Consider the following 25,640-nt stretch of genomic DNA (forward strand, 5'->3'; position numbering starts at 1 on the left):
ATGGCTGGCTCAAGAATAACAAAAGACATCTTCGGAACGCTGCCGGACGGCCGCAACGTCGAGCGCATCGTGCTGCGCGGGGAGGGCGGGTTCGAAGCCCGCATCATCACCCATGGCGCGGTGATCCAGGCGCTCATCGCACCGGACGCCAAAGGCGGTTACGACGACGTCGTGCTCGGCCATGACGCGTTCGCCGGTTATCGCGCCGAACGAAAGTTCTTCGGTGCCACCGTCGGCCGCTACGCCAACCGCATTGCCAACGGACGATTTTCGCTGGACGGCGAAACGGTGCAGCTTCCGGTCAACAACGGTCCGAATGCGCTGCATGGTGGCCTCGACGGGTTCGATCGCAAGCTCTGGGAGATCGCCGCCATCGACGACGGCGCGGAGCCGGGCGTCACGCTCACCTATTCGAGCCCGCATGGCGAAGAAAACTATCCCGGCCGGCTCGACGTGCGCCTGACCTATCGCGTCACCGGCCCGGCCGAGCTGTCGTTGACGATGGAGGCGCGAACCGACCGGCCGACCATCGTCAACCTGACCAATCACAGCTTCTTCAATCTGGAAGGCGCGACCTCAGGCACGCCCATTATCGACCACAAGCTGACGGTCGCCGCCGAGCATTTCCTTGCCATCGATCCCACCGCCATTCCGTTGGCTGAGCCGCCGCGCGCGGTGGCCGGAACGCCGTTCGACTTCCGCGACGGCGAAGCCGTCGGCGCGCGCATCCGCGAGAGCGATCAGCAATTGCGGAACGGCAAGGGCTACGACCATACCTACTGTCTCGGGCGCGATGGCAAGCTTGCTTTCGCGGCCCGGCTGGAGGCGCCGCGTTCAGGGCGCATCATGGAGCTCCTGACCAATCAGCCCGGCCTTCAGGTCTATTCCGGCAACTATCTCGACGGCACGATTTCGGGCAAGGGCGGCAAGCTCATCCGGCAGTCGGATGCCATGTGTCTCGAGCCGCACATCTGGCCGGATGCGCCGAACCGGCCGGATTTCCCGAGCCCGCGCCTCAATCCCGGCGAGGTCTACCGTCATCACACGGTCTATCGCTTTGGAGTGAGGACGCCATGATGGAAGAGGTGCCGACCTCGGTTCTCTCGGACGATCCGTGCCACCTCGGCGAGGGGCCGACCTATGATTTGAGCACCGACACGGCCTGGTGGTTCGATATCCGCGAGGAGCGGCTGTTCGAGGCGAATCTCGGCAGCGGCAGCATTCGCGTCCACGCGCTCGGCCGGATGGCGAGCGGTCTCGGGCGCATCGACGCCGAGCGCCAGTTGATCGTCGCCGAAGACGGCCTCTACATCCGCAAGCTCGCCGACGGCGCGTTGACGCTGGTCTGTCCGCTTGAAGCCGACAATCCCGCGACGCGCTCCAACGATGCCCGTGTGCATCAGTCCGGCACGTTCTGGATCGGCACCATGGGCCGCAATGCGGAGGCAGGAGCGGGCGCGATCTACGCGTTCCATCGCGGCAAGATATCGATGCTGTTCCCCCGCATCACCATTCCCAATTCGATCTGCTTTTCACCGGACGGTGCGACCGGCTACTTCGCCGACACCGCGCGCGCCGTGCTCTACGCCGTTCCGCTTGATCCGGCGACCGGCTTGCCGCGAGGCGAGCCGGACGTTCTGTTGCGCCACACCGGCATCGGGGGGCTCGACGGCTCGGTGTGCGACGCCGACGGGCGGATCTGGAACGCCTGCTGGGGTGCGGGCCGGATCGATGTCTACTCTCCGCAAGGCGAGCGCCTGCGCTCGCTGCGCGTGCCGGCAAGGCAATCGAGCTGCCCGGCCTTCGTCGGCCCTGATCTGTCACGCCTCCTCGTCACCTCGGCCTGGCAGGATATGGACGCGGCGGCGCGCGCTGCCGATCCGCAAGCCGGCTGTACTTTCCTGTTGCAGGCATCTGCGCGTGGCCGCGCGGAGCCTGACGTCAAGCTCGCATAGGAGGCTCGAAGCCGCACACGACCAACGTTCTCGACGAAACGAAGAAACAGTCTGACACCCAAGGGAGTAAAACATGCTGAAACTGAAGACGACATTCCTCGCGCTGGCGCTGGCCGGCGCAGCGACGATGGCCTCAGGCGTCACTGCCTCCGCCCAGGACAAGGCGACGGTTGGCATTGCCATGCCGACCAAATCGTCGGCGCGCTGGATCGACGACGGCAACAACATGGTCAAGGTGCTGAAGGAGCGCGGCTACAACACCGACTTGCAATATGCCGAGGACGACATCCCGAACCAGCTCTCGCAGGTCGAGAACATGGTGACCAAGGGTGCGAAAGCGCTGGTGATCGCGGCGATCGACGGCACCACGCTGTCCGACGTGCTCAAGCAGGCGAAAGCAAAAGGCATCACCGTGATCGCCTATGATCGCCTGATCCGCGGCACGCCGAACGTCGACTATTACGCGACCTTCGACAATTTCCAGGTCGGCGTGCTGCAGGCGGAGTCGCTTGTGCAGGGGCTCGGCCTCAAGGACGGCAAGGGCCCGTTCAACATCGAGCTGTTCGGCGGCTCGCCCGACGACAACAACGCCTACTTCTTCTACAACGGCGCGATGAGCGTGCTGAAGCCGTACATCGACAGCGGCAAGCTCGTCGTCGTCTCCGGCCAGATGGGCATGGACAAGGTCGCGACGCTCCGCTGGGACGGCGCCACCGCACAGGCGCGCATGGACAATCTGCTCAGCGCCTACTACGGCAACAAGAAGGTCAACGCGGTGCTGTCGCCCTATGACGGCCTCTCGATCGGCATCATCTCATCGCTGAAGGGCGTGGGCTATGGCAGCGCCGGCCAGCCGATGCCTGTTATCTCGGGTCAGGATGCCGAGGTGCCCTCGATCAAGGCGATGCTGCGCGGCGATCAGTACTCGACCATCTTCAAGGACACCCGCGACCTCGCCAAGGTGACCGCCGACATGGTCGACGCCGCACTCGCCGGCAAGCAGGTCACCGTCAACGACACCAAGACCTACGAGAACGGCGCCAAGACGGTGCCGTCCTATCTCTTGAAGCCGGTCGTGGTCTACAAGGACAATTGGGAGAAGACTCTGGTCGACAGCGGCTACTACAAGAAGTCGCAGTTCCAGTAAGCTTCTTTCTTTCCCCTCTCCCCGCTTGCGGGGAGAGCCTCTTCTCCCTCTCCCCGCAAGCGGGGAGAGGTGAACTAGCAGCGATCGAGGGATGTGAAATCATGACCGCCATGCTGGAGATGCGCAACGTCAGCAAGAGCTTTTCAGGCGTGCAGGCTCTGCGTGACGTGAACTTCTCGGTCGAGGCCGGGCAGATCCACGCGCTTGTCGGCGAGAACGGTGCCGGCAAATCCACACTGATGAAAGTGCTCAGCGGCGTCTACCCGGCCGGCAGCTACGAGGGTACCATCGTTTTCGAGGGTGAGGAGCGCCGCTTCCGCGACATCAACGATTCTGAGGCGCTCGGCATCATCATCATCCACCAGGAGTTGGCGCTGATCCCGCTGATGTCGATCGCGGAGAACATCTTCCTGTCGCATCCGCCGTCAAAATTCGGCGTCATCGATCGCGACGAGGTCTACCGGCGCACGCGCGAGCTGCTGGCGCAGGTCGGCCTGAAGGAATCGCCGGATACGCTGATCACCGACCTCGGCGTCGGCAAGCAGCAGCTGGTAGAGATCGCGAAGGCGCTGTCCAAGCGGGTGCGGATGCTGATCCTGGACGAGCCGACCGCGAGCCTCAACGAGGCCGACAGCGCCGCGCTGCTCGAACGCCTGATGGCTTTCCGCGAGCAGGGCATCGGCTCGATCCTGATCTCGCACAAGCTTAACGAGGTGGCCAAGGTCGCCGACCACATCACCGTGCTGCGCGACGGCCGCACCGTCGACAGCATCGACTGCCGCAGCGAGCCGATCCAGGAAGACCGCATCATCCGCAGCATGGTCAACCGCGATCTCGCCCATCGCTTTCCCGAGCGCAGCGCGAAAATCGGCGGGCCTGTCCTGACCGTCGAGAACTGGTCGGTCTATCACCCCATTCATCCCGAGCGGCAGGTGATCAAGAACGTCAATTTCGGCGTGAAGCGCGGCGAGGTCGTCGGCATTGCCGGGCTGATGGGCGCCGGTCGCACCGAGTTTGCCATGAGCCTGTTCGGCCGCTCCTGGGGCACCACTATCAGCGGCCGCATCAAGCTCGAGGGCCATGAGATCGTGCTGCCGAGCGTTGCGGCCGCGATCGACGCCGGCCTTGCCTATGTCACCGAGGACCGGAAGCAGCTCGGCTTGATCCTGGCAGATGACGTCCGCAAGAACATCACGCTCGCCAGCCTCGACCAGGTCGCACCCGGCCGGGTGATCGACGACATCGCCGAGCTGAAGGTTGCCAGCGACTACCGGAGCCGCATGCGCATCCGCTGCTCCGACGTGTACCAGGAGACCGGCCAGCTCTCCGGCGGCAACCAGCAGAAAGTGGTGCTGTCGAAATGGCTGATGACCGATCCCAAGGTCCTGATCCTGGACGAGCCGACACGGGGCATCGACGTCGGTGCCAAATACGAGATTTACTGTATCATCAACGAGCTTGCGGAGGCCGGGCGCGGCGTCGTGGTGATCTCCTCGGAGATGCCCGAGCTGCTCGGCATCTGCGACCGCATCTGCGTCATGAACGACGGCGCCTTCGTCGGGGAATTCAAGGGCGCAGAGGCGACGCAGGAGAAGATCATGCGCGCCATCATGCGCAACGAACGAAGCAACGGAAACAGCGTGCCTGAGGCCGCGGAGATGGGAGGATCGCAGCCATGACCGACAAGACGGTGTCGCTGCCCGAGGAGCGCCGGCACGGCAGCTTCATCAAGAACAATTTGCGCAATTACGGCATGCTGATGTCGCTGATCGCGATCATGCTGTTCTTCCAGGTCATGACCGGCGGCACGCTGCTCCAGCCGCTCAACCTGACCAATCTGGTGCTCCAGAACAGCTACATCGTCATCATGGCGCTCGGCATGCTGCTCGTGATCGTCACCGGCCATATCGACCTCTCGGTGGGGTCGGTCGCGGGCTTCGTCGGCGCGGTCGCCGCTCTGCTGATGGTGACGTACAAGGTCGACTATACACTCGCCTTCATCGCCTGCCTCGTGGTCGGCGCTGCGATCGGCGCGGCGCAGGGCTATTGGGTCGCCTATTTCAAGATACCGTCTTTCATCGTGACCCTGGCCGGCATGCTCGTATTCAAGGGACTTGCGCTCGCGGTGTTGCAGGGGCAGTCGCTCGGGCCGTTTCCGCCGACCTTCCAGAAATTGTCGTCGGGCTTCATTCCGGAGTTCCTGCCCGAAGCGGGCACGCTGCATCCGACCTCGATGCTGATCGGCGCGGTGCTGGCGCTGGGGCTGGTCTATGCCAGCGCCAAGAGCCGCGCGCGGGAGCAGTCGCACGGCATCGAGGTCGAGCCTTACGCGTTCTTCCTTGGCAAGAGCGTGGTGCTGGCCTGCGCCGTGCTCTACTTCACCTACCTGATCGCGACCTATCGCGGCTTGCCGAACGTGCTGGTGATCATGAGCGCCTTGATCGCGCTCTACGGCTTCGTCACACGCCGCACCGTGATCGGCCGGCAGATCTATGCCGTCGGCGGCAACGCCAAGGCGGCAAGCCTGTCGGGCATCAAGACCGAGCGGCTGACCTTCCTCACCTTCGTCAACATGGGCGTGCTCGCAGCCCTTGCCGGCCTCGTCTTTGCCGCGCGTCTCAACACCGCGACGCCGAAAGCGGGCCTCGGCTTCGAGCTCGACGTCATCGCCGCCTGCTTCATCGGCGGCGCCTCGGCCTATGGTGGCGTCGGGCGCGTCGGCGGCGCCGTGGTCGGTGCCATGATCATGGGCGTGATGAACAACGGCATGTCCATCCTCGGCATCGGCATCGACTATCAGCAGGTCATCAAGGGCCTGGTGCTGCTCGGGGCCGTGTGCATCGACGTGTATAACCAGCGGCGGTAGGCGCAAAATCACGTCGCGGGGGAGGCTCTGGCGCCGCCCCGCCAGGCGACTACCATTTTCGTCAATTTCGATCACGGCATCGCGACCGGAACCGATGCCTCGCGATGACCATGATTTGGGGACTAGATCCGGGGGGTGCCGAGCAGGGCACGGGCAGGGCAGCACCAGTGGCGGCTCATATCCACGAGATGACAGACGATGAATTTGAGGGCCGGCTTCGCATCCTCTTGCGCATCGTTTCCGTCTGCACCCTCGGGCTAGGCTCCTTTGCTGCAGGTTTATTGATCGGGGCCTTTGTTCTGTTTTGAACGAGGCGATTCACGCCAGAGCCTCGGAACGAGAGGCGCCGGCGCGTCTTCTTGATCTAGATCAACCGATCGCCAATTCCGTGCTAATCTCATGTGGTCGACGCAAGGGACCACGGGGAACCTGAGTGACGAGTACAGTGAGGTCATCGCCGGCTTCGGAAGTGATGCTGGTCTCGACTTTGCCGGCGTTGCAGCTGATCTACGACACCGCCCCGATCGGGTTGGCCTGTCTGTCGCCGGACTGCCGCTATTTGCTGATCAACCAGCGTCTGACCGAGATCTGCGGCATATCCATCGAAGGCCATCTTGGACATACGGTCAGGGACTGCGTGCCGGCCCTGGCGGGTTCCGTCGAGCAGATTGTGCGCTCGATCGTCGCGACGGGCGAGCCCGTGATCGGTATCGAGGTGGCGGGGCAACGGGCTGATCAGGTCGAGGAGCGTTCCTGGGTTACTTATTGGCACCCGCTGCGAATGCCGGACGGCGAGATTGTCGCGGTCAACGTGGCAGCGGAGGAGATCACCGAACGCAAGCGCGCCGAGCGGGAGATTCGCAGCGCCAGGGACGCCGCTGAGACCGCGCTTCGCCATCTGCGCGATATCCAGGACACCTTGATCGAGGCGGAAAAGCTGGCGGCGCTCGGGCGCATGGTTGCCGGTGTCGCGCACGAGATCAACACGCCGCTCGGCAGCAGTCTGACGGTGGCATCGACGCTCCAGCGCAAGGCGGAGCAGTTCGCGGCGGAGGTCGCGCGGGGTAATCTCAAGCGCTCGACACTGACAGGGTTTCTGGAACTGGTCAGCGATGCGTCGGCGCAGCTGGTCACGAATCTCGGTCGCGCCGCCGAGCGGGTGCAATCCTTCAAGCAGGTGGCGGCTGACCAGACCGAGTCACTTCGGCGCAGCTTCGACGCAGGCGAGCTGACCGGCCAGGTTCTGTCGCAGTTCGAGCGGCAGTTACGGGTGCGCGACATCGCGTTCAGCCTCCACTGCGAAACGAATCTCGCCATGGACAGCTATCCCGGGCCTTTCGGCCAAGTGCTCACCAACCTCGCAGTCAATGCGATGACGCACGCGTTCTCCGATGGTGAGACCGGGACGATCAACGTCTCGCTCCGTGCGGTCAATGATGACCACGTTGAGCTGCTGTTTGCTGATGACGGCTGCGGCATGGCTCCCGATGTGGAACGGCGGGCCTTCGACCCGTTCTTCACCACGCGCCGACACGACGGCGCCAGCGGACTCGGTCTGCATATCGTGCACAGCATCGTCGTCGACCGGCTGGGTGGGCAGCTCCGGCTCGAGAGCCTGCCCGGCGCGGGGACGCGGTTTCAGCTCATCCTGCCGAGAATAGCGCCCGACCGGCGATAGCTGATCGTCTCCTCATCGGTAGTGCCCGGCTACTGCGTCGTGAACAGCACCGTCGCGATCGCGACGGAGAGGCTCACCGCCGATACCGTCGCCACCGTCGACAGCACGCCCATGCGCCGGAGCGCGATGGCGAAGGCGATGATGATGGGTGTCGCGGTCATTAGCCCGATCTGTGCATCGCTCATGTCATTGCTCACCGCTCTTTGCGAACCCTGAGTCTGTTCGTACCGCGCTCCGGCGAGCGAGACGTTGCGTCGGCGCAAACATCTCCGCCGGTGGCCCCCCAGTTTGTCCTGCGACAAATTCCGAACTGGACGGTTGAGCTAGGTCTGGCCGGTGTCCTGATCCGGAAAGACGATGTCTGCGGCCGATTGCGAACAACAGGGAACCGGCTGGGGAATCTTGGAAGATCTCCCCGGCGATCCCATGATCTGGGTGCTGATCTTCAGCGAGCTCGTCGCCTTCGGCCTGTTCCTCGGCGCCTTCGTCGTTGCCCGGGCGATCCATCCCGTTGTGTTCGCGGCGGGGCAGGCGGCGCTCAACGCGAATCTCGCCGGCCTCAACACAATCGTGCTGGTGACCAGCGGCTGGGCCGCGGCGAGGGCGACCAGATCTGCGCGCGCCAATGAAAAGCAGGCCTCGCGCCGCTGGCTACTGATTGCCATGGCGCTCGGCGGCCTCTTCATCGCGATCAAGCTGACCGAATATGCCGAAGAGATCGGTCGCGGGATCGGCCTGGAGACCAGCCCGTTCTTCACGCTCTACTTCCTCCTGACCGGCTTCCATCTCCTGCATGTTGGCCTCGGCATCATCATCCTTGCCGTGGTCTGCCGCCGCGCCGAGATCTCGGGCGTCGAGACCGGCGCCGCCTTCTGGCACATGGTCGATCTGGTCTGGATCGTCATGTTCCCGATCCTCTATCTGGTGCGCTGATCATGCCCGGCCGTCTCGACATCACCTGGCTCGTGCTGATCGGCCTCGCGCTCGCGACGATCCTGCTTCCGCCACTGATGCCGCGTCCGCTGCTCGCCAATGCACTTCTCCTGGTCCTTGCCGCCATCAAGGGCCGCCGAATCGCGCTCGATTTCATGGACCTTCGGGCGGTGCCGGCGCTCTGGCGCGGCCTCGTCAGCGCATGGATCTTCATCGTCGTGCTGTTCGCCTGGCTCGCCTCCGCCGTCGTCGCATTGATCTGACGCCGCCAACGCAGCGCTCATTGCGCCCGAACAAAGACCCGTCGGCACCGATCGGCAAGATACAGCATCACTGCTCCTCATTACTGGACTCACAACGGAAAGGACTGGCAATGGCTGAACGCCTGACCAAGTCGGCGGCGCGAAACGTCTTCTACGGCGGCTCGGCTTTCTTCTTCGCCATCTTCATCGGGCTGACGGCGCACAGCCACTACTATATGGCGACGACCTCGACGGACGCGACGACGCTGACATCGTCGGTCGCGCGCGGCAAGCATGTCTGGGAGAAGAACTCCTGCATCAATTGCCACACCTTGCTGGGCGAGGGCGCGTATTTCGCCCCTGAAGTCGGCAATGTCTGGGATCGCTGGGGCGGCAATGAGGATCCGGCCGCGGCGCGCGAGACACTGAAGGCCTGGATGCAGTCACAGCCCTCGGGCGCGGAGGGCCGGCGCCAGATGCCGCAGTTCAATCTCACCGACCAGGAGCTCAACGATCTCGCCGACTTCCTGCAATGGACCAGCAAGATCAAGCGCCAGGAGTGGCCGCCGAACAAGGCCGGCTGACGCCTTCCTCTTTCAGGGCCTTGCCTCCTTCAAGGCCTTGCCTCTTTCAAGACAGAGAGAACCCGAAATGAAATATCAGACCCAGAAAGTCGCGATGCTGTATTTCTACGGCGCGCTGACCCTGTTCCTGGCGCAGGTCCTGTTCGGCCTCCTCGCCGGGACCATCTACGTTCTGCCCAACACGCTGTCGGTGCTGCTGCCGTTCAACATCGTCAGGATGATCCACACCAACGCGCTGATCGTGTGGTCGCTGATCGGCTTCATGGGCGCGACCTACTTCCTGTTACCGGAGGAAACCGAGACCGAGCTGTACAGCCCGCTGCTCGCAAAGATCCAGTTCTGGATGTTTTTTGGCGCGGCGGGGGTGGCCGTGGTCGGCTATCTCTTCCATTACCATGAGGGCCGCGAATTCCTCGAGCAGCCCTTCATAATCAAGGTCGGCATCGTGGTCGTCTGCCTGATGTTCCTGTTCAACGTGACGATGACGGCGCTGAAGGGGCGCAAGACCACGGTCACCAACATCCTGCTGTTCGGTTTGTGGGGCGTCGCGATCTTCTTCCTGTTCGCCTTCTACAATCCCGCCAATCTCGCGGTCGACAAGATGTACTGGTGGTATGTCGTTCATCTCTGGGTCGAGGGCGTCTGGGAGCTGATCATGGCGTCCGTGCTCGCCTATCTGATGATCAAGCTCAACGGCATCGACCGCGAGGTGGTCGAGAAGTGGCTCTACGTCATCATCGGCCTTGCGCTGTTCTCAGGGATTCTCGGCACCGGCCACCACTTCTACTGGATCGGCGCGCCCGGTTACTGGCAGTGGATCGGCTCGCTGTTCTCCACGCTCGAGGTCGCACCCTTCTTCACCATGGTGATCTTCACGGTGCAAATGACCTGGAAGGCCGGCCGCAAGCATCCGAACCGCGCCGCGCTGCTGTGGTCGGTCGGCTGCTCGGTGATGGCGTTCCTCGGCGCCGGCGTCTGGGGCTTCCTGCACACGTTGTCGTCGGTGAACTACTACACCCACGGCACGCAGGTCACCGCCGCACATGGCCATCTCGCCTTCTTCGGCGCCTATGTGATGCTGAACCTGTCGGTGATGGCTTATGCGATCCCGCAAATCAAGGGACGTGCGCCCTATAACCAGTGGCTCAGCATGACCAGCTTCTGGATCATGTGCACGGCGATGATGACCATGACCTTCGCGCTGACCTTTGCCGGCGTGATTCAGGTCCATCTCCAGCGCGTACTTGGCCAGAGTTACATGGACGTGCAGGACCAGCTTGCCTTCTTCTACTGGGTGCGGCTCGGCTCCGGCGTGTTCGTCGCGATCTCAGCATTGATGTTCGTCTGGGCGGTGCTGGTGCCCGGCCGCGAGAAGCAGGCGACTATCCCAGGCGCCCTGCAACCGGCCGAATAAACACAAGGCGGCCGCGCAAGTCGCGGCCGCCTTTCCCGAATGATTTCCGGAGAAAAACCATGACAGCAGCACTTCACGCCTTGTCGGCACCCGCGCTCGTGCTCCCGGCTTACGTTCCGAGCGGCAACGAATGCGCGCTGTTCGAGCACGCCTGGCGGCATCAGCTCCCGGTCTTGTTGAAGGGACCGACCGGCTGCGGCAAAACGCGCTTCGTCGCTCACATGGCGGCGCGGCTGGGATTGCCGCTTCATACCGTCGCCTGCCACGACGATCTCACCGCCGCCGATCTTACCGGCCGCTACCTGCTGAGGGGCGGCGACACCGTATGGACCGACGGTCCGCTGACACGGGCGGTGCGGGAAGGCGGCATCTGCTATCTCGACGAGGTCGTGGAGGCGCGCAAGGACGTCACGGTGGTGCTGCATCCGCTCACCGACGACCGCCGTATCCTGCCGCTGGAGCGGACCTGCGAGGAGCTGGTCGCGCCGAAGAGCTTCATGCTGGTGGTCTCCTACAATCCCGGTTACCAGACGCTGCTGAAGGCGTTGAAGCCGTCGACGCGTCAGCGCTTCGTTGCCATCGAGTTCGGCTTCCTGCCGCCGGAGCAGGAGATCGCGGTGGTGGCGGCCGAGAGCGGGCTCGCGCCCGACTATGTGCGGCCGCTGGTCCTGCTGGCCGGCCGGCTGCGCGCGCTGAAGGGGCACGACCTGGAGGAGGGCGTTTCGACCCGTCTCGTGGTCTATTGCGCCACCCTGATTGCGGCCGGAGCCTCAATTACGGATGCGGTGCTGGCCGGCATGATCGAACCGCTCACCGATGATGCAGACGTCAAGGCGGCGCTGCTCTACGTCGCACGCGCCGTGATCTCCTGAGGGTGATGCGATGCTCGATTTCCTCGAGCTTGAAGAAACCGTCGGCCGCGCCTGGCATCGCCTGGTCGGCGGCACCGCGAGCTATCCGGTCCATGCCGAACACGCGGTATCGCTCGCGGAGGTGCGCGGCCGGATCGCGATCATGTTCCGCGCGCTTGGCGGGGAGACGGGCGTGCAGATCGCGAGCGCGAGTGCCCGCCGGACTGGGCATCGGCTCGGATGGCGGCAGCGCATCGGGCTTGGCGACGAGCGGCTCGCGCAACCCGGGCGTGATGCCGCGACGATCTTCCTGCCCGACAACATCGCGATCTTCGCCGATCGCGGGCTGAATGCTGCGCTGTACCGGTGGCTGGCCGCGTGGTTTGCCTTTGCACCGGTCGAAGTGATCGCGGAGGCCGATCCGCTGCGGCGCGATCTGCTGACGCTGCGCCGGACCAGCGAAGTCGCGGTGCTTGTGCTGACGGAATGTCCCGGCCTTGCCGAGGACTACGCCCGGCTGGCCGCGGCCACGGCCATGGCGCGGCCGCACCGGCCATTGCCGCGCATCGAGCAGGACATGGAGCAGATCGTGCTTACTCTGCTCGGCGCCGATACGCCGCCGGTGGGAAAGCTGTGGCCGGCGATGATGGGGACGGGGCCACTGCCGGACAAGGCGCCGCCGGGTTACCGTTCGATCCTGCCATGCCCGCTCTGGGGCGATTGCTGGACGCGCGAGCTGTCGCCCGCACATGAAGGCGACGACGATTGGGCGTCGACCGCTGCGCCAGCGCCATCAGACGATCGCAAGCGTTTCGCCGTCCGCGAGCGCGAGGACGGTACCAATCGCCGCGATCCTTTCGTACTCAATCGCTTTGAAAAGATTCTCGCGATGGCCGAGATGATCAATGTCGACCGCCCGGCTGACGACAGTGAGGACGAGGACGCGCGGAAGGCAGCCGACGACCTCGAGGAGATCACGCTCAGCCGCCGTAGCGGCAAGCCGGCGAGCCGGCTCAAATTCGATCTCGACCTGCCGCCGGAAGCCCTCGATGTATCGCGATTGAACGCGGACCTGAGCTATCCCGAATGGGATTATCGCAGCGGCTCCTATCTGCCCGATCATTGCCGCGTGCTCGCGGGTGCGGCCTCCGAGCTGGGTGAGGGCTGGATGCCCGATGACGCCATGCGTCGGCACATCCGCCAGGTGCGCCGCCGCTTCGAGGTGTTGCGGCCGCGTCATGAATTGATGCGCGCCCAAGCCGATGGGCACGACCTCGACCTTGACGCGCTCGTGCGTGCGCGGTGCGATCTCCGCGCCGGAAGTGGCGGGGGCGGTCTCGATCGCGTCCATGTGGCGATGCGACCGCGAGGGGACGATCTTGCCGTCACGCTGCTTGTGGATGTCTCGCTCTCGACGGATGCCTGGGTCGATGGTTATCGGGTGCTCGACGTCGAGAAGGAGGCGCTGCTGGTGCTTGCGCACGGCCTGTCGGCCTGCGGCGATCACCACAGCATCCTCACCTTCACCTCGCGCCGGCGTTCCTGGGTGCGGCTCGAAACGGTCAAGGCCTTCGGCGAGCCGATGAGTGGCGCGATCGAGCGCCGGATCGGCGCGCTGAAGCCGGGCTATTACACACGGATCGGTGCCGCGGTACGTCACGCCTCGGCCGAGCTGGCGCGCCAGCCGCAGCGCAAGAAGCTACTGCTCGTCCTCACCGACGGCAAGCCGAATGACGTCGATCATTATGAGGGCCGCTTCGCGGTCGAGGACACCCGCAAATCCGTGCAGGAGGCGCGGCGGCTCGGCATCGCGGTCTTCGGCGTGACGGTCGATGCGACGGCGCAATCCTACGTCCCGACGCTGTTCGGCCGCAGCGGCTACGCCATCGTCGGCAACATCCGTCGACTGCCTGCGGCGTTGCCGGCGATCTATCGACAGGTCGCCCATTGACCCCGGAGAATCCGCATATGTCCTCCACCGGGTGAACTATTGCTCAAAGCATGGGTATATGATCGAATGGCCGGATGGACCGAAGCCGGCAAAGGCCCGATCTCGTCATCTTCGACTGCGACGGCGTGCTCGTCGACAGCGAACTCTTGAGCTGCCAGTGCTTGGTAGACGAGCTGTCCGGATTTGGGATTTCGCTGACACTCGCGCAGGCGCTCGAGCTGTTCCTCGGACGAAGCACGAGCGCGGTCACGCAACATTATCGCGAACTCGGCCAGGCGATGCCGGCCGATTTTCCCGTCCGGCTGAAGTCGCGCGTACTGACCGCCTTCGAGAAGGCGCTCCATCCGATTCCCGATGCGGATACCGTCCTGTCCGGACTGCGCGTGCCGAGTTGCGTGGCCTCGTCGAGTGATCTCGACCGCGTCGCGCTGTCGCTGAGGGTGACCGGTCTCGCGCCCCATTTCGGCGACCGGATCTACACGGCGCAGATGGTCACGCACGGCAAGCCCGCGCCGGATCTCTTTCTCCACGCGGCGGAGAAAATGGGCGCGCTCCCTGCGCGCGCACTGGTGATCGAGGACAGCGTCAGTGGCGTGCTGGCCGCGAAGGCTGCCGGCATGACCGTCTGGGGATTTGTCGGCGGCAGCCATTATCGCGGGCGCGACGGCCAGGTTATATTGTCCGGCGCCGGGGCCGATCGGGTCTTCGCGCACATGAGCGAATTCTGGGAGGCATAGGCCGCCATGGCCGTCGAGAACGAAAAGTCCAGGCTCGACGATGCCGCGCGTGCCGGCTGGCTCTATTTCATTGCCGGTCACACCCAGGACGAGATCGCAAAGATGCTCCAGGTCTCGCGGGCCTCCGCGCAGCGGCTGGTCTCGCTGTGCCTCGCCGAGCGTCTCATCACATTCCGTCTCGAACATCCCATCGCCGCCTGCATGGAACTGGCGGCACGCCTGAAGGCGCGCTTCGACCTCAGCCATTGCGAGGTGGTGCCGGCTGACCCTGCCGCGCCGCAGGCCACGGCGGGCATCGCCGAACGCTGCGCCAATCTGCTGGATTCGACGTTGCGGTCGGAAACGCCCGTCATCGTCGCGCTCGGCACGGGGCGGGCGGTGCGCGCCGCGGTCGAGCGCGTGACGCCGATCGACCGGCCCAACCACCAGATCGTCTCGCTGGTCGGCAACATCTCCGCGGACGGTTCGGCGAGCTTCTACGACACTGTCGGCCGGCTCGCCGACCGCACCGGTGCGCGGCACTATCCGATGCCGCTGCCGTTCCTGATGTCGTCGGAAGACGAGCGCAACAAGATGGTGCGGATCGAGCCGATCGCGAAGGTCAAGGCGGTCGCGGCCAAGGCGGACTTGCGCCTCGTCGGTATCGGCCAGATGGACCAGAGAGCGCAAATCCACATCGACGGCTTCGTCACCCGCGACGAACTGTTCGAGATGATGCGGCAGGGGGCGATCGGCGAAATCACCGGCTGGGCATATGATTCCAAGGGCCGCCTGCTCAAGGCCGGTACCAACAAGCGCCTCACCAGCATTCCGCCGGAGGTGCCGGCCAAGACCACGACGATCGGCGCCGCGGTCGGTGCGGCCAAGGTGCCGGCGATCTCGGCCGCGCTGAACGGGCACCTGATCAACGGCCTGATCACGGACGAGGCGACGGCAAGGGCGATTTTGGAGCGGTAGGGCGGGCGCTACAGCCACTTGCGCCAATGTCATCATCCGCGAATGCGGATGATCCAGTACGCCGCGGCCTATCCGGAGCAAAACCAACCCACGACACGGCGTACTGGATGCCCCGCTTTCGCGGGGCATGACAGCGAAGGCGGAGGAAAAGCTCCGGCCCTCCCGCACCGCAGCACTCATAAGTTGCGGGAACGCCCGCGCGCCTGCTTGACAAGCGATGTACCTCGGCCGAACATACGCCCAACGCGTGGGCATATGCTCAGAAGCGCGATCCTAGGGAGGTCACCGTGAAACACGTCCTCGGCGCCGTCTGCGGCGCGTCTTGCCTGTTGCTGGCCGTCCCTGTGATGGCCGAAACGACCCTGACCATCGCCACCGTCAACAATGGCGACATGATCCGAATGCAGGGGCTGACCAGCGAATTCACCAAGAAAAATCCAGACATCACCGTCAAATGGGTGACGCTGGAGGAGAACGTGCTGCGCCAGCGCGTCACCACGGATATCGCCACCAAGGGCGGCCAGTTCGACGTTTTGACCATCGGCACCTATGAGGTGCCGATCTGGGCCAAGAAGGGCTGGCTGGTGCCGCTCGCCAATCTCGGCGCCGATTACGACATCGCCGACCTGCTGCCGAAGATCAGGGACGCGGTCTCCGTCGACGGCAAGCTCTACGCCGCGCCGTTTTATGGCGAGAGCTCGATGGTGATGTATCGCACCGACCTGTTCGAGAAGGCCGGCCTGAAGATGCCGGAAAAGCCGACCTGGGATTTCGTTATCGACGCCGCCAAGAAGCTCACCGACAAGAGCGCCGGCACCTACGGCATCTGTCTCCGCGGCAAGGCCGGGTGGGGCGAGAACATGGCGTTCCTGTCGGCCATGGCCAATTCCTACGGCGCGCGCTGGTTCGACGAGAAGTGGGAGCCGCAGTTCAACACGCCGGAATGGAAGACGACGCTCACGACCTATGTCAATCTGATGAAGGAGGCCGGCCCTCCCGGCGCGAGCTCGAACGGCTTCAACGAGAATCTGGCGCTGTTCAACGCCGGCAAGTGCGCGATGTGGATCGACGCGACAGTGGCGGCGTCCTTCGTCACCAATCCGAAGGAGTCCAAGGTCGCCGACAAGGTCGGCTTTGCGCTGGCGCCGAACACTGGGCTCGGCAAGAACGCCAACTGGCTGTGGGCCTGGAGCCTCGCGATCCCCGCCGGCTCCAAGAAGACGGAAGCCGCCGAAAAGTTCATCGCCTGGGCCACCAGCAAGGATTACACCAAGCTCGTGGCGTCGAAAGACGGCTGGGCCAACGTGCCGCCGGGCACGCGCACCTCGCTCTACCAGAACGAGGACTATCTGAAAGTCGCGCCGTTCGCGAAGCTGACGCTGGCCTCGATTGATGCTGCCGACCCGAACAAGCCCACCGTGAAGCCGGTGCCTTACGTCGGCGTGCAATACGCGGCGATCCCCGAATTCCAGGGCATCGGCACGCAGGTGGGCCAGCAATTCTCCGCCGCGCTCGCGGGATCGATGACGGTCGATGCCGCGCTTGCCGCGGCGCAGTCCGCCACCGAGCGCGAGATGAAGCGCGCCGGCTACATCAAGTGAACCCGAGCTCTCCCTCCTGAGCTCAAACTGGCGGCCATCCACCAGCCAGCCCCGAATGGATGGCCGCCTTCTTCCTCCCAGCGGAGACGCCAAGGATGGCAACCCGGCAGACGCAGTTTCTTGCGCGCTCGCTCCTGACGCCTGCGGTCGGGCTGCTGTTCATCTGGATGATCGTTCCGCTGGCGCTGACGATCTATTTCTCGACCCTGCATTACAGCCTGCTCGATCCCGGCTCCGAGGCGTTCGTCGGGCTGGAGAATTTCCGCTACTTCCTCACCGATCCCGCCTTCCTCGCCTCGCTCCAGAACACGCTGGTGCTGGTCGGCTCGGTGCTGGCGCTGACGATCCTGCTCGGCATCCCCCTGGCGCTGCTGATGGATCAGCCCGTGATTGGCCGCAACATCGTGCGGCTGATGGTGATCGCGCCGTTCTTCGTGATGCCGACCGTGAGCGCGCTGGTCTGGAAGAACCTGTTGATGCACCCGGTCTCCGGCCTGTTCGCCTGGCTCGCCAAGCTGGTCGGATTGACACCGATCGACTGGTTCACCGACGCGCCGCTGTTCGCGGTGATCCTGATCGTCGCCTGGCAATGGCTGCCCTTCGCGACGCTCATTTTGCTGACCGCACTGCAATCGCTCGACGAGGAGCAGAAGGAGGCCGCCGAGATGGACGGCGCCAGCGCGGTCTCCGCCTTCATCTACATCACGCTGCCGCACCTGGCGCGTCCCATCACCGTGGTGATCCTGATCGAGACTATCTTCCTGCTCACGGTGTTCGCGGAGATCTTCGTCACCACCGGTGGCGGACCGGGCCTGCAAACCACCAACATCGCCTTCCTGATCTATTCGCAGGCGCTGATCCAGTTCGACGTCGGCAGCGCCTCCGCAGGCGGCCTCGTTGCGGTCGTGATCGCCAATGTTGTCGCTTTCTTCCTCGTCCGCATCGTCGGCCGCAATCTGGAGGCTTGAAACATGGCGCGGATGGCGACGACGCAGCGGGTGGTGGTCTCGACGATCGGAGCGTGGTTCTTCGGCTTCCTGATCTTCTTCCCGATCCTCTGGATGGTGCTGGCGAGCTTCAAGACCGAGTTAGAGGCCTTCGCCATTCCACCGTCCTTCCTGTTCTTCCACTGGACCACGGAAAACTACGCGACCGTGCAGGAGCGCAGCGATTATTTCCACCACGCGATGAACTCGATCATCATCGCCGGCGGCTCGACCTTGATCGCGCTGCTGATCGCAATCCCCGCGGCCTGGTCGATGGCGTTCGCACCGACCAAGCGCACCAAGGACATCCTGCTCTGGATGCTCTCGACCAAGATGATGCCGCCGGTCGGTGTGCTGGTGCCGATCTATCTCATCTTCAAGACCTTCGGCCTGCTCGATTCCCGCATCGGCCTCGTCTTCATCCTGTGCCTCGGAAATTTGCCGATCGTGATCTGGATGCTCTTCACCTATTTCAAGGAGATCCCGCGCGACATCCTCGAAGCCGCGCGCATGGACGGCGCCACCATCGGCCGCGAGCTCATCTACGTCTTGACGCCAATGGCGATCCCGGGGCTGGCGTCGACCATGCTGCTCAATCTGATCCTGGCCTGGAACGAGGCGTTCTGGACGCTCAACCTGACGACCTCGAACGCCGCGCCGCTCACCACGTTCATCGCCTCCTATTCGAGCCCGGAAGGGCTGTTCTGGGCAAAGCTGTCGGCGGCCTCGACGCTGGCGATCGCGCCCATTCTCGTCCTCGGTTGGTTCAGCCAGAAGCAGCTCGTGCGCGGGCTCACCTTCGGCGCGGTGAAGTAAAGGGGCTGGCGGATCATGGGTCAGATCACACTTCAGGACGTACAGAAATCCTTCGGCCCCGTTCACATCATCAAGGGCGCCGATCTCGAGATCGCGGACGGCTCCTTCGTGGTGTTCGTGGGACCGTCCGGCTGCGGCAAGACCACGCTGCTGCGCCTGATCGCCGGGCTCGAGGACGTGTCTGGCGGCAAGATCCTGATCGACGGCAAGAACGTCGTCGACACGCCGCCCGCCAAGCGCGGGCTGTCGATGGTGTTCCAGTCCTACGCGCTCTATCCGCACATGAGCGTGCGCGGCAATATCGGCTTCGGCCTGAAGATGGCTGGGCTTTCCAAGGACGAGACCAACCGCAAGGTCGAGGCGGCGGCCGCGACACTGAACCTCACGCCCTATCTCGATCGCAAGCCGCGCGAGCTCTCCGGCGGCCAGCGCCAGCGCGTCGCGATCGGACGGGCCATCGTTCGCGAGCCCAAGGCGTTCCTGTTCGACGAGCCGCTGTCCAACTTGGACGCGGCCTTGCGCGTGCAGATGCGGATAGAAGTCACACGGCTCCAGAAGCAGCTTGGTACCACCGCGATCTACGTCACCCACGATCAGGTCGAGGCCATGACCATGGCCGACAAGATCGTCGTGCTCAATGGTGGCAAGATCGAGCAATATGGCTCGCCGCTGGAGCTCTATGAGCGGCCCGCCAATCTCTTCGTCGCCGGCTTCATCGGCTCGCCGAAGATGAACTTCGTCACTGGCGAGCACGCCTTGCAGAAGGGGGCGGCGACGATCGGCGTGCGGCCGGAGCATCTCAAGATCGAGCGCGATGGTGCCGGCGGCTGGCAGGGAACGATCGCGGTCGCCGAGCATCTAGGCAGCGACACCTTCCTTTATGTCGATGCCGGACCGCTCGGCATGCTGACGGCGCGCTACATCGGTGAATTGAGCCTGCATGCCGGCGACCACGTGTCGCTGGTGCCGGATCCCGCGCGCATCCATCGCTTCGACGAGAGCGGCAACGCGCTTCGGGGCTGACAAGAAACGGCAAGAGACGGCAAGAAACGGAAAGACCACCATGTACCTCGAAAAATTCAAGCTGAGCGGCAAGACCGCGTTCATCACCGGCGGCGGGCAAGGCATTGGCCTTGCCTGCGCGGAAGCGCTGGCCGAGGCCGGCGCGAAGGTCATCATCGGCGATCGCGACAGCAAGGTTGCTGACAGCGCGAAGGCAACCCTGAAGGCGAAGGGTTTTGACGTCGAGACGGCGATCATGGATGTCACCGACACGAAGCGCGTGGCGGAGGTCGCGGCCGACCTCGTCGCCCGCCACGGCAAGGTCGACATCCTCGTCAACAATGCCGGCATCGCCCGCAGCGAGACGCCGGCCGAGACCGTCACCGACGAGCACTGGCTCAACGTCATCGACGTCAATCTCAACGGCACCTTCTGGTGCTGCCGCGAATTCGGCAAGCACATGCTGAAGGCCAAGAGCGGCGCCATCGTCAATGTCGGCTCGATGTCGGGCTTCATCGTCAACAAGCCGCAGGAGCAGTGCTTCTACAACGCCTCCAAGGCCGGCGTGCACCATTTGACCAAGTCGCTGGCCGCCGAATGGGGCGCGCGCGGCGTCCGCGTCAACGCGGTGGCGCCGACCTATATCGACACGCCGCTCAATGCTTTCGTGAAAAGCACCCCGAAAATGTATGACGCCTGGATCGGCGGAACCCCGATGGCGCGGATGGGGCAGGTCGAGGAGATCGCCTCCGTCGTGCTGTTCCTGGCCTCGGAGGCCGCGAGCCTGATGACCGGCAGCATCGTGCTGGTGGATGGCGGCTACACTTGCTGGTAGGCTTGCGTCAAAACTGACGAGAGCGACCGGGAGCGACAATGCCGCGAGCGTATATCGGCGTCGACGTGGGGACCACGAGCACGCGGGCAGGGGTGTTTGACGAGGCGGGCACCCTCCTTGCCACCGCCAAGCATCCGATCCGGATCTGGCACGAGGCCGGCGACATCGTCGAGCAATCGTCGTCCGACATCTGGGAGGCCTGCGCCAAGTCGGTGCGAGCGGCGATGGCGGAAGCTGCCATCGCGCCCGACAGCGTCGGCGGCATCGGTTTCGACGCCACCTGTTCGCTGGTCGTCCTCGATCGGCAAGGCGAGCCGGTCACCGTCAGTGCCTCCGGCGACCGCCAGCGCAATGTCATCGTCTGGATGGATCATCGCGCTACGGCCGAGGCACGGCTGATCAACGAGACCGGGGACGCGGTGCTGCGCTATGTCGGCGGTTCGATCTCGCCCGAGATGGAGATGCCGAAGTTGCTGTGGCTGAAGCGGCACATGCGCGCGAGCTTCGATGCCGCCGGTCATTTCTTCGATCTGGCAGATTATCTGACCTGGCGCGCGACCGGGTCGCTGCAGCGCTCGACCTGCACGGTCACCTGCAAGTGGAACTACCTCGCACACGACGGCGGCGGCTGGAGCGCGCCGTTCTTCAAGCGCATCGGCCTCTCCGATTTCGTCAGCGAGAAATACGCCCGCATCGGCACCGAGATCGTCGCGCCCGGCACGCGGCTCGGCGAAGGCCTCACCCGAGCTGCGGCTGCGGAGCTCGGCCTGTCGCCGGGCACGCCGGTCGGCGCCTCGCTGATCGATGCCCATGCCGGCGGCATCGGCGCGATCGGCGGACGCGACGGATCGGGCGGAACGAGCGATGTCAGCGACCGTCTCGCCTACATCATGGGGACGTCGGCCTGCATCATGGCGACGACGAAGGAGCCGTGCTTCGTGCCCGGCGTATGGGGCCCTTATTATTCCGGCATGGTGCCGGACTTCTGGCTCAACGAGGGCGGCCAGTCGGCTGCGGGTGCGGCGATCGACCATCTCCTCAAGTCGCATCCCGGCCATGCCGAGGCGGGCGCGGCGGCGCGCAACGAGGGTGTCGACCTCATCGAGTACCTCGAGCGGCGCATCATCGCGCGCGCCGGTGACGCCAGCCGCGCCGCGCTGCTCGCCCGCGACGTCCATGTGCTTCCCGAATTCATCGGCAACCGCTCTCCCTACGCCGACCCCGACACCCGCGCGGTGATCGCGGGCCTCGATCTCGACAGCGACGTTGGTGCGATGGAGCGGCTGTTCGTCGCCGGCCTCTGCGGTCTGGCTTATGGCCTCGCCGAGGTGATCGAGGCCTTTGCCGCGCATGGCGTCCATTCCAGCATCATGATCATGGGCGGCGGCGCGAGCCGCAGTCCGCTGGTGCGGCAGATCATGGCGGATACCACCGGGCTCACCGTCGCGCTGCCGCAAACGAAAGAACCCGTGCTGCTGGGCGCCGCGATGCTCGGCGCGGTGGCCGGCGGTGCCTATGCCTCGATCGGCGAGACCATGGCGAAGATGTCGGCGCTGGGACGGAAGAGCGAACCGACCGCGCTCGGCATGGCCGCGTTTCATGCCCGCAAGCGCGAGGTCTACAAGCTGCTGCGCGAGGTCGATCGCAGCAGCCGTGAAGCGATGCGCGAGGGTGCCGGAGGTTGAAACGGATGTTGATTGCCTGCGGCGATGCGCTGATCGATTTCGTCCCGACGCGAAACACCGAGGGGCGAGAGGCGGTGATGCCTGCGGTCGGCGGCTCCTGCCTCAACGTCGCGATCGGCATGGCGCGGCTGGGCGCGCCGACAGGATTTGTCGGCGGCGTCTCGACCGATATGTTCGGGCGCATGATCGTCGACCACGCCACCGCGTCGAACGTCGAGCTGGGGCTTGCCACCCGCAGCGACCGCCAGACGACGCTCGCCTTCGTGCGCATCGTCGCGGGCGAGTCGCACTACGCCTTCTACGATGCCGAAACCGCGACACGGAACTGGACCTACCGGCGCGGCGCGATTCCGTTCGCGAATATCGAGGCCGTTCATGTCGGCTCGACCACGCTGGTGAACGACCAGGGCGCCGCCGAGACGAAAGCCCTGATCGCGGACGCGCGCGCGTCGTCGACGATCTCCTTCGATCCGAACTGCCGCCCCAATCTGGTCAAGAACAAGCCGGCCTATCTCGCGCGCATGGCCGAGTTCGCAGGCCAAGCCGATCTCATCAAGATGTCGGATGTCGATTTCGCGTATCTCTTCGGCGAGGAGCAATATCAGCAACGCGCGAACGCGTTGCTGGGGCAGGGCACGAGCCTCGTCGTCATCACCCGCGGCAACAACGGGGCCATTGCCTGGCACGCGAGCGCAGGGCAGGTCGAAGTTCAGGCGCCGAAGGTCGAGATCGCCGACACCATCGGCGCCGGCGACAGTTTTCAGGCTGCGCTCCTGTTCGCCCTGCACAAGCAGGGCCGCATCAGCCGGCAGCAGCTGAAAGACATCGGCGCGGACGAGCTTCGCCGCGCGCTGTCCTTTGCCGCCAATTGCGCCGGCCTGACCTGTACCCGCCCGGGCGCCGATCCGCCGTGGAGCCATGAAGTCACCTGGAATGTCTAGCCCGGGTCCGCATCACAGCCGTGCCACGACCTTCTCGGCGCATTTGAGGAAGGTGCGGATCAGCGGGCTCTGCGAATCCCGCCGCCAGCACACGGCGATATCGATGGAGTCGGCGGCATCCCGCAGCGGCCTGAACACGATGCCCTGCGGCGCGCCAAGCTTCGCGCAGGCCGGCAGGATCGCAAGCCCCTCGCCGGCGAGAACGAGGCTCATCGCCGAATGCACCGTCTCCACCCGGCTCGCGATCGGCATCACGATCTGATGCCGCCGCAGCAAGGCTGCGACCGCGGAGGAGGCGGGGTCTTGCTCCGGCGGCGGCAGCGCGATCAGCGGGCGGCCCTGGAGTCGAGCCATCGGCACCGCGCTCAGGCGCGCAAGCGGCGAGCGCTTCGGCATCGCCAGCATGAACGGTTGTGCGCCAATCCGCGCCACCTGGATCTCGGGATGGTGGATCGCCGGCATGCACAGCGCGACGGTGACGCTGCGGTCGAGCAGCCGCGCCTCGCGCGTCGAGGCGCTGAGCTCGGCGAAGTCGAGGTCGACGCCGGGAATGGATCGCCGCAGCTCGGGGATCAGGCGCGGCAGCATGGCGTTCGCCAGCACGAACATGTATCCGACCGAAATCCGCCCGCGGCTGCCGGCCGCGACCGCCCGCGCGGCTTCGACCCCGTCGGCCGCAAGCGCCAGCGCCTCGCCGGCGCGCACCAGCAGGGCCTGGCCGGCTTCCGTCAGGTCCATGCCGCGCGTGCCGCGGCGGAACAGCGGCGCGCCAACCTCGGCCTCTAACTTGCGGATCTGGACCGACAGCGGCGGCTGCGCCATCCGCAGCCGTTCGGCGGCCTTGCCGACGCTGCGCGCCTCGGCCACGGCGACGAAGTAGCGAAGCCGGTGAAGATCCATTGGCATACCGAAAACGTATGGGTTGACCACCAAAATGGTATTGGACGCTGAGTTAACAGAAGTGTCATTCTCGCTGTCAATGCCTTGTCAATGCTTGGGCCAACGAGGGCCGGCTTCGGAGCGATGATTTGACGATGAACGGCGATCCCTGCCTGCTGTCCGCAACCGAGTTGCGCGGCCTCATTTCCACGAAGAAGATTTCGCCTGTCGAAGTCACCCGCGCCGTGCTCGCGCGCGCCGAGGCGCTTCAGCCCGAGCTGAACTGTTTCATCACGCTCTGCGGCGACGAGGCGATGGCGCAGGCGCGTGCGGCTGAGCGCAAGGCGATGGCCGGCGAGCCGCTCGGCCTGCTGCATGGGCTTCCGGTCACCGTCAAGGACATCGTCAACACCAAGGGTGTGAGGACCACCTTTGGCGCCGTTCCCTACAAGGACAATGTGCCCACCGAGGACGCCGTCGCAGTCGCAAAGCTGCGCGCGGAAGGCGCGATTCTGATCGGCAAAACGACCACGCCGGAATTCGGCAGCAAATGCCTGACCGACTCGCCGCTGTTCGGCCGCACCCGCAACGCGTGGAGCGCTGAGCGCTCCTCCGGCGGCTCCAGCGGCGGCGCTGCGGTGGCGGTGGCGAGCGGCATCGCGCCCCTTGCGATTGCGACCGATGGCGGCGGATCGACGCGAATTCCCGCAGCCTGCAATGGCGTGGTCGGGCTGAAGCAGAGCAACGGCGTGATCGCGCACAGCCAGGCGCTCGACGCCTTCGGCAACCAGACCTATGTCACGCCGACCACGCGCACGGTCGCCGACACCGCGCTGATGATGCAGGCGATGGCCGGTGAGGATTCCTGCGATCCCTGGTCGATCGGCGTGCCCGTGCCCGATTTCATCGGCACCGCCGCGCCGCGCGGCGATCTGCGCGGGCAAAGGATCCTGTTCTGTGCGTCGCCGCCCGGCCGCCCGGTGTCGTCAGATGTCGCGGCCAGCTTCAAGGCGAGCCTCGACCGGCTGGCCGGTCTCGGTGCCGAGCTCGAGGAGTTCTCCGGCGAGGGGTTTGACATCGAGCCGATCTGGCGCGCCATCAACCACACCGTCTGGCGCACGCGTTTCGCCAAGCTGGTGGCCGAGCACGGCGCCGTCCTCAGCGAAGCCTTCGTCAAGCAGGTCGCGCTCGCGACCAATGTCAGCGGCATCGCCTATCAGGAGGCGATGTTCGCGCGCACCGCGCTGTTCCGCCGTGTGCAATCCCTGCTTGCGCGCGGGCATCTTTTGGCGATGCCGACCCTTACCCGCACCGCGCTGCCGATCGACCAGGACCTGTTCGGCACCATCGAGATCGACGGCAAGCACTTCGACAGCGTCCGGCCGCACTGGTTCCCCTGGACCATGCCGTTCAACATGACCGGACACCCCGCGATCAGTCTTCCCAGCGGCTTCGGCGGCGACGGCCTGCCGATCGGGCTCCAACTCGTCGGGCGCTTCCGTGCCGATGCCGAATTGCTGCGGGTGAGCGCGCTGTTCGAGGCCTCGCACGATCTTCTGTCCCGCCGGCCCGGCTGAGGT

24 protein-coding genes are annotated in these 25,640 nt (G+C 64.9%); 22 read left to right on the top strand and 2 right to left on the bottom strand.

What is annotated here, in order from left to right; all coding sequences use genetic code 11:
* From AB7245_RS15765 to AB7245_RS15790, 6 genes are all read left to right on the top strand, one after another.
* Positions 1 to 1,077 (top strand): aldose epimerase family protein, encoded by a 1,077-nt coding sequence (locus AB7245_RS15765; RefSeq protein ID WP_085399411.1) that lies wholly within the window; start codon positions 1 to 3, stop codon positions 1,075 to 1,077.
* A complete protein-coding gene (locus tag AB7245_RS15770) occupies positions 1,077 to 1,955 on the top strand; it encodes an SMP-30/gluconolactonase/LRE family protein (RefSeq protein WP_085399412.1) in 879 nt (292 codons plus the stop codon). The genes AB7245_RS15765 and AB7245_RS15770 overlap by 1 nt, the downstream gene beginning before the upstream one ends.
* A 73-nt stretch (positions 1,956 to 2,028) precedes the next feature.
* Positions 2,029 to 3,102, top strand: coding sequence for a multiple monosaccharide ABC transporter substrate-binding protein (gene chvE / locus AB7245_RS15775; RefSeq protein WP_063984479.1), 1,074 nt, complete (start codon positions 2,029 to 2,031; stop codon positions 3,100 to 3,102).
* A 101-nt stretch (positions 3,103 to 3,203) separates the two neighbouring features.
* Positions 3,204 to 4,781, top strand: coding sequence for a multiple monosaccharide ABC transporter ATP-binding protein (gene mmsA, locus AB7245_RS15780; protein ID WP_085399413.1), 1,578 nt, complete (start codon positions 3,204 to 3,206; stop codon positions 4,779 to 4,781).
* On the top strand, positions 4,778 to 5,968 hold the full coding sequence (gene mmsB / locus AB7245_RS15785) for a multiple monosaccharide ABC transporter permease (protein ID WP_085399414.1): 1,191 nt from the start codon (positions 4,778 to 4,780) through the stop codon (positions 5,966 to 5,968). The genes mmsA and mmsB overlap by 4 nt, the downstream gene beginning before the upstream one ends.
* Positions 5,969 to 6,440: 472 nt before the next feature.
* Entirely contained in the window at positions 6,441 to 7,646 is a 1,206-nt protein-coding gene (locus tag AB7245_RS15790) for a sensor histidine kinase (RefSeq protein ID WP_085399415.1), read from the top strand.
* Positions 7,647 to 7,675: 29 nt separating this feature from the next.
* Here AB7245_RS15790 and AB7245_RS15795 read toward each other — a convergent pair whose 3' ends face one another.
* Positions 7,676 to 7,831 (bottom strand): hypothetical protein, encoded by a 156-nt coding sequence (locus AB7245_RS15795; RefSeq protein WP_085965373.1) that lies wholly within the window; start codon positions 7,829 to 7,831, stop codon positions 7,676 to 7,678.
* A 172-nt stretch (positions 7,832 to 8,003) separates the two neighbouring features.
* On the opposite strand from AB7245_RS15795, the gene AB7245_RS15800 reads away from it, so the two are divergent.
* From AB7245_RS15800 to AB7245_RS15870, 15 genes are all read left to right on the top strand, one after another.
* Positions 8,004 to 8,579: a cytochrome c oxidase subunit 3 family protein gene (locus AB7245_RS15800; RefSeq protein ID WP_135214996.1), complete on the top strand. Its 576-nt coding sequence runs from the start codon at positions 8,004 to 8,006 to the stop codon at positions 8,577 to 8,579.
* Between the two features lie 2 nt (positions 8,580 to 8,581).
* Positions 8,582 to 8,842, top strand: a complete 261-nt coding sequence (locus AB7245_RS15805; RefSeq protein WP_085399417.1) for a cytochrome C oxidase subunit IV family protein — start codon at positions 8,582 to 8,584, stop codon at positions 8,840 to 8,842.
* 110 nt (positions 8,843 to 8,952) lie between these two features.
* Positions 8,953 to 9,405 (top strand): c-type cytochrome, encoded by a 453-nt coding sequence (locus AB7245_RS15810; protein WP_085399418.1) that lies wholly within the window; start codon positions 8,953 to 8,955, stop codon positions 9,403 to 9,405.
* A gap of 67 nt (positions 9,406 to 9,472) precedes the next feature.
* Complete coding sequence (locus tag AB7245_RS15815; RefSeq protein WP_085399419.1) at positions 9,473 to 10,819, top strand: cbb3-type cytochrome c oxidase subunit I; 1,347 nt, start codon at positions 9,473 to 9,475, stop codon at positions 10,817 to 10,819.
* A 59-nt stretch (positions 10,820 to 10,878) separates the two neighbouring features.
* On the top strand, positions 10,879 to 11,691 hold the full coding sequence (locus AB7245_RS15820) for a CbbQ/NirQ/NorQ/GpvN family protein (RefSeq protein ID WP_085399420.1): 813 nt from the start codon (positions 10,879 to 10,881) through the stop codon (positions 11,689 to 11,691).
* 10 nt (positions 11,692 to 11,701) lie between these two features.
* Positions 11,702 to 13,621 carry a nitric oxide reductase activation protein NorD gene (locus AB7245_RS15825; protein WP_354112457.1) on the top strand — a complete coding sequence of 640 codons (1,920 nt, stop codon included), beginning with the start codon at positions 11,702 to 11,704 and terminating at the stop codon, positions 13,619 to 13,621.
* A gap of 74 nt (positions 13,622 to 13,695) precedes the next feature.
* Positions 13,696 to 14,358 (top strand): HAD family hydrolase, encoded by a 663-nt coding sequence (locus AB7245_RS15830; protein WP_085399422.1) that lies wholly within the window; start codon positions 13,696 to 13,698, stop codon positions 14,356 to 14,358.
* A 6-nt stretch (positions 14,359 to 14,364) separates the two neighbouring features.
* The gene (locus tag AB7245_RS15835; protein ID WP_085399423.1) at positions 14,365 to 15,315 is read left to right on the top strand and encodes a sugar-binding transcriptional regulator; all 951 of its coding nucleotides are present in this window, start codon (positions 14,365 to 14,367) and stop codon (positions 15,313 to 15,315) included.
* A 287-nt stretch (positions 15,316 to 15,602) separates the two neighbouring features.
* Positions 15,603 to 16,916, top strand: coding sequence for an ABC transporter substrate-binding protein (locus tag AB7245_RS15840; RefSeq protein WP_085399424.1), 1,314 nt, complete (start codon positions 15,603 to 15,605; stop codon positions 16,914 to 16,916).
* Between the two features lie 95 nt (positions 16,917 to 17,011).
* Complete coding sequence (locus AB7245_RS15845) at positions 17,012 to 17,884, top strand: carbohydrate ABC transporter permease (protein WP_085399441.1); 873 nt, start codon at positions 17,012 to 17,014, stop codon at positions 17,882 to 17,884.
* Between the two features lie 3 nt (positions 17,885 to 17,887).
* Positions 17,888 to 18,718: a carbohydrate ABC transporter permease gene (locus AB7245_RS15850; protein WP_085399425.1), complete on the top strand. Its 831-nt coding sequence runs from the start codon at positions 17,888 to 17,890 to the stop codon at positions 18,716 to 18,718.
* Positions 18,719 to 18,733: 15 nt separating this feature from the next.
* Positions 18,734 to 19,741, top strand: a complete 1,008-nt coding sequence (locus AB7245_RS15855) for an ABC transporter ATP-binding protein (RefSeq protein WP_085399426.1) — start codon at positions 18,734 to 18,736, stop codon at positions 19,739 to 19,741.
* A 40-nt stretch (positions 19,742 to 19,781) separates the two neighbouring features.
* Positions 19,782 to 20,555 carry an SDR family NAD(P)-dependent oxidoreductase gene (locus AB7245_RS15860; protein ID WP_085399427.1) on the top strand — a complete coding sequence of 258 codons (774 nt, stop codon included), beginning with the start codon at positions 19,782 to 19,784 and terminating at the stop codon, positions 20,553 to 20,555.
* A 38-nt stretch (positions 20,556 to 20,593) separates the two neighbouring features.
* Complete coding sequence (locus AB7245_RS15865) at positions 20,594 to 22,240, top strand: FGGY-family carbohydrate kinase (RefSeq protein WP_135214994.1); 1,647 nt, start codon at positions 20,594 to 20,596, stop codon at positions 22,238 to 22,240.
* A gap of 5 nt (positions 22,241 to 22,245) precedes the next feature.
* Entirely contained in the window at positions 22,246 to 23,181 is a 936-nt protein-coding gene (locus AB7245_RS15870; RefSeq protein ID WP_085399429.1) for a carbohydrate kinase family protein, read from the top strand.
* 12 nt (positions 23,182 to 23,193) lie between these two features.
* Here the strand turns inward: AB7245_RS15870 and AB7245_RS15875 are convergent, their stop codons facing one another.
* A complete protein-coding gene (locus tag AB7245_RS15875; protein WP_063984460.1) occupies positions 23,194 to 24,081 on the bottom strand; it encodes a LysR family transcriptional regulator in 888 nt (295 codons plus the stop codon).
* A gap of 134 nt (positions 24,082 to 24,215) precedes the next feature.
* On the opposite strand from AB7245_RS15875, the gene AB7245_RS15880 reads away from it, so the two are divergent.
* The gene (locus AB7245_RS15880) at positions 24,216 to 25,637 is read left to right on the top strand and encodes an amidase (protein ID WP_085399430.1); all 1,422 of its coding nucleotides are present in this window, start codon (positions 24,216 to 24,218) and stop codon (positions 25,635 to 25,637) included.
* The last annotated feature ends 3 nt before the right edge of the window (positions 25,638 to 25,640 follow it).

Source organism: Bradyrhizobium sp. 604_D8_N2_3 (assembly GCF_051810765.1).
GTDB lineage: Bacteria > Pseudomonadota > Alphaproteobacteria > Rhizobiales > Xanthobacteraceae > Bradyrhizobium > Bradyrhizobium barranii.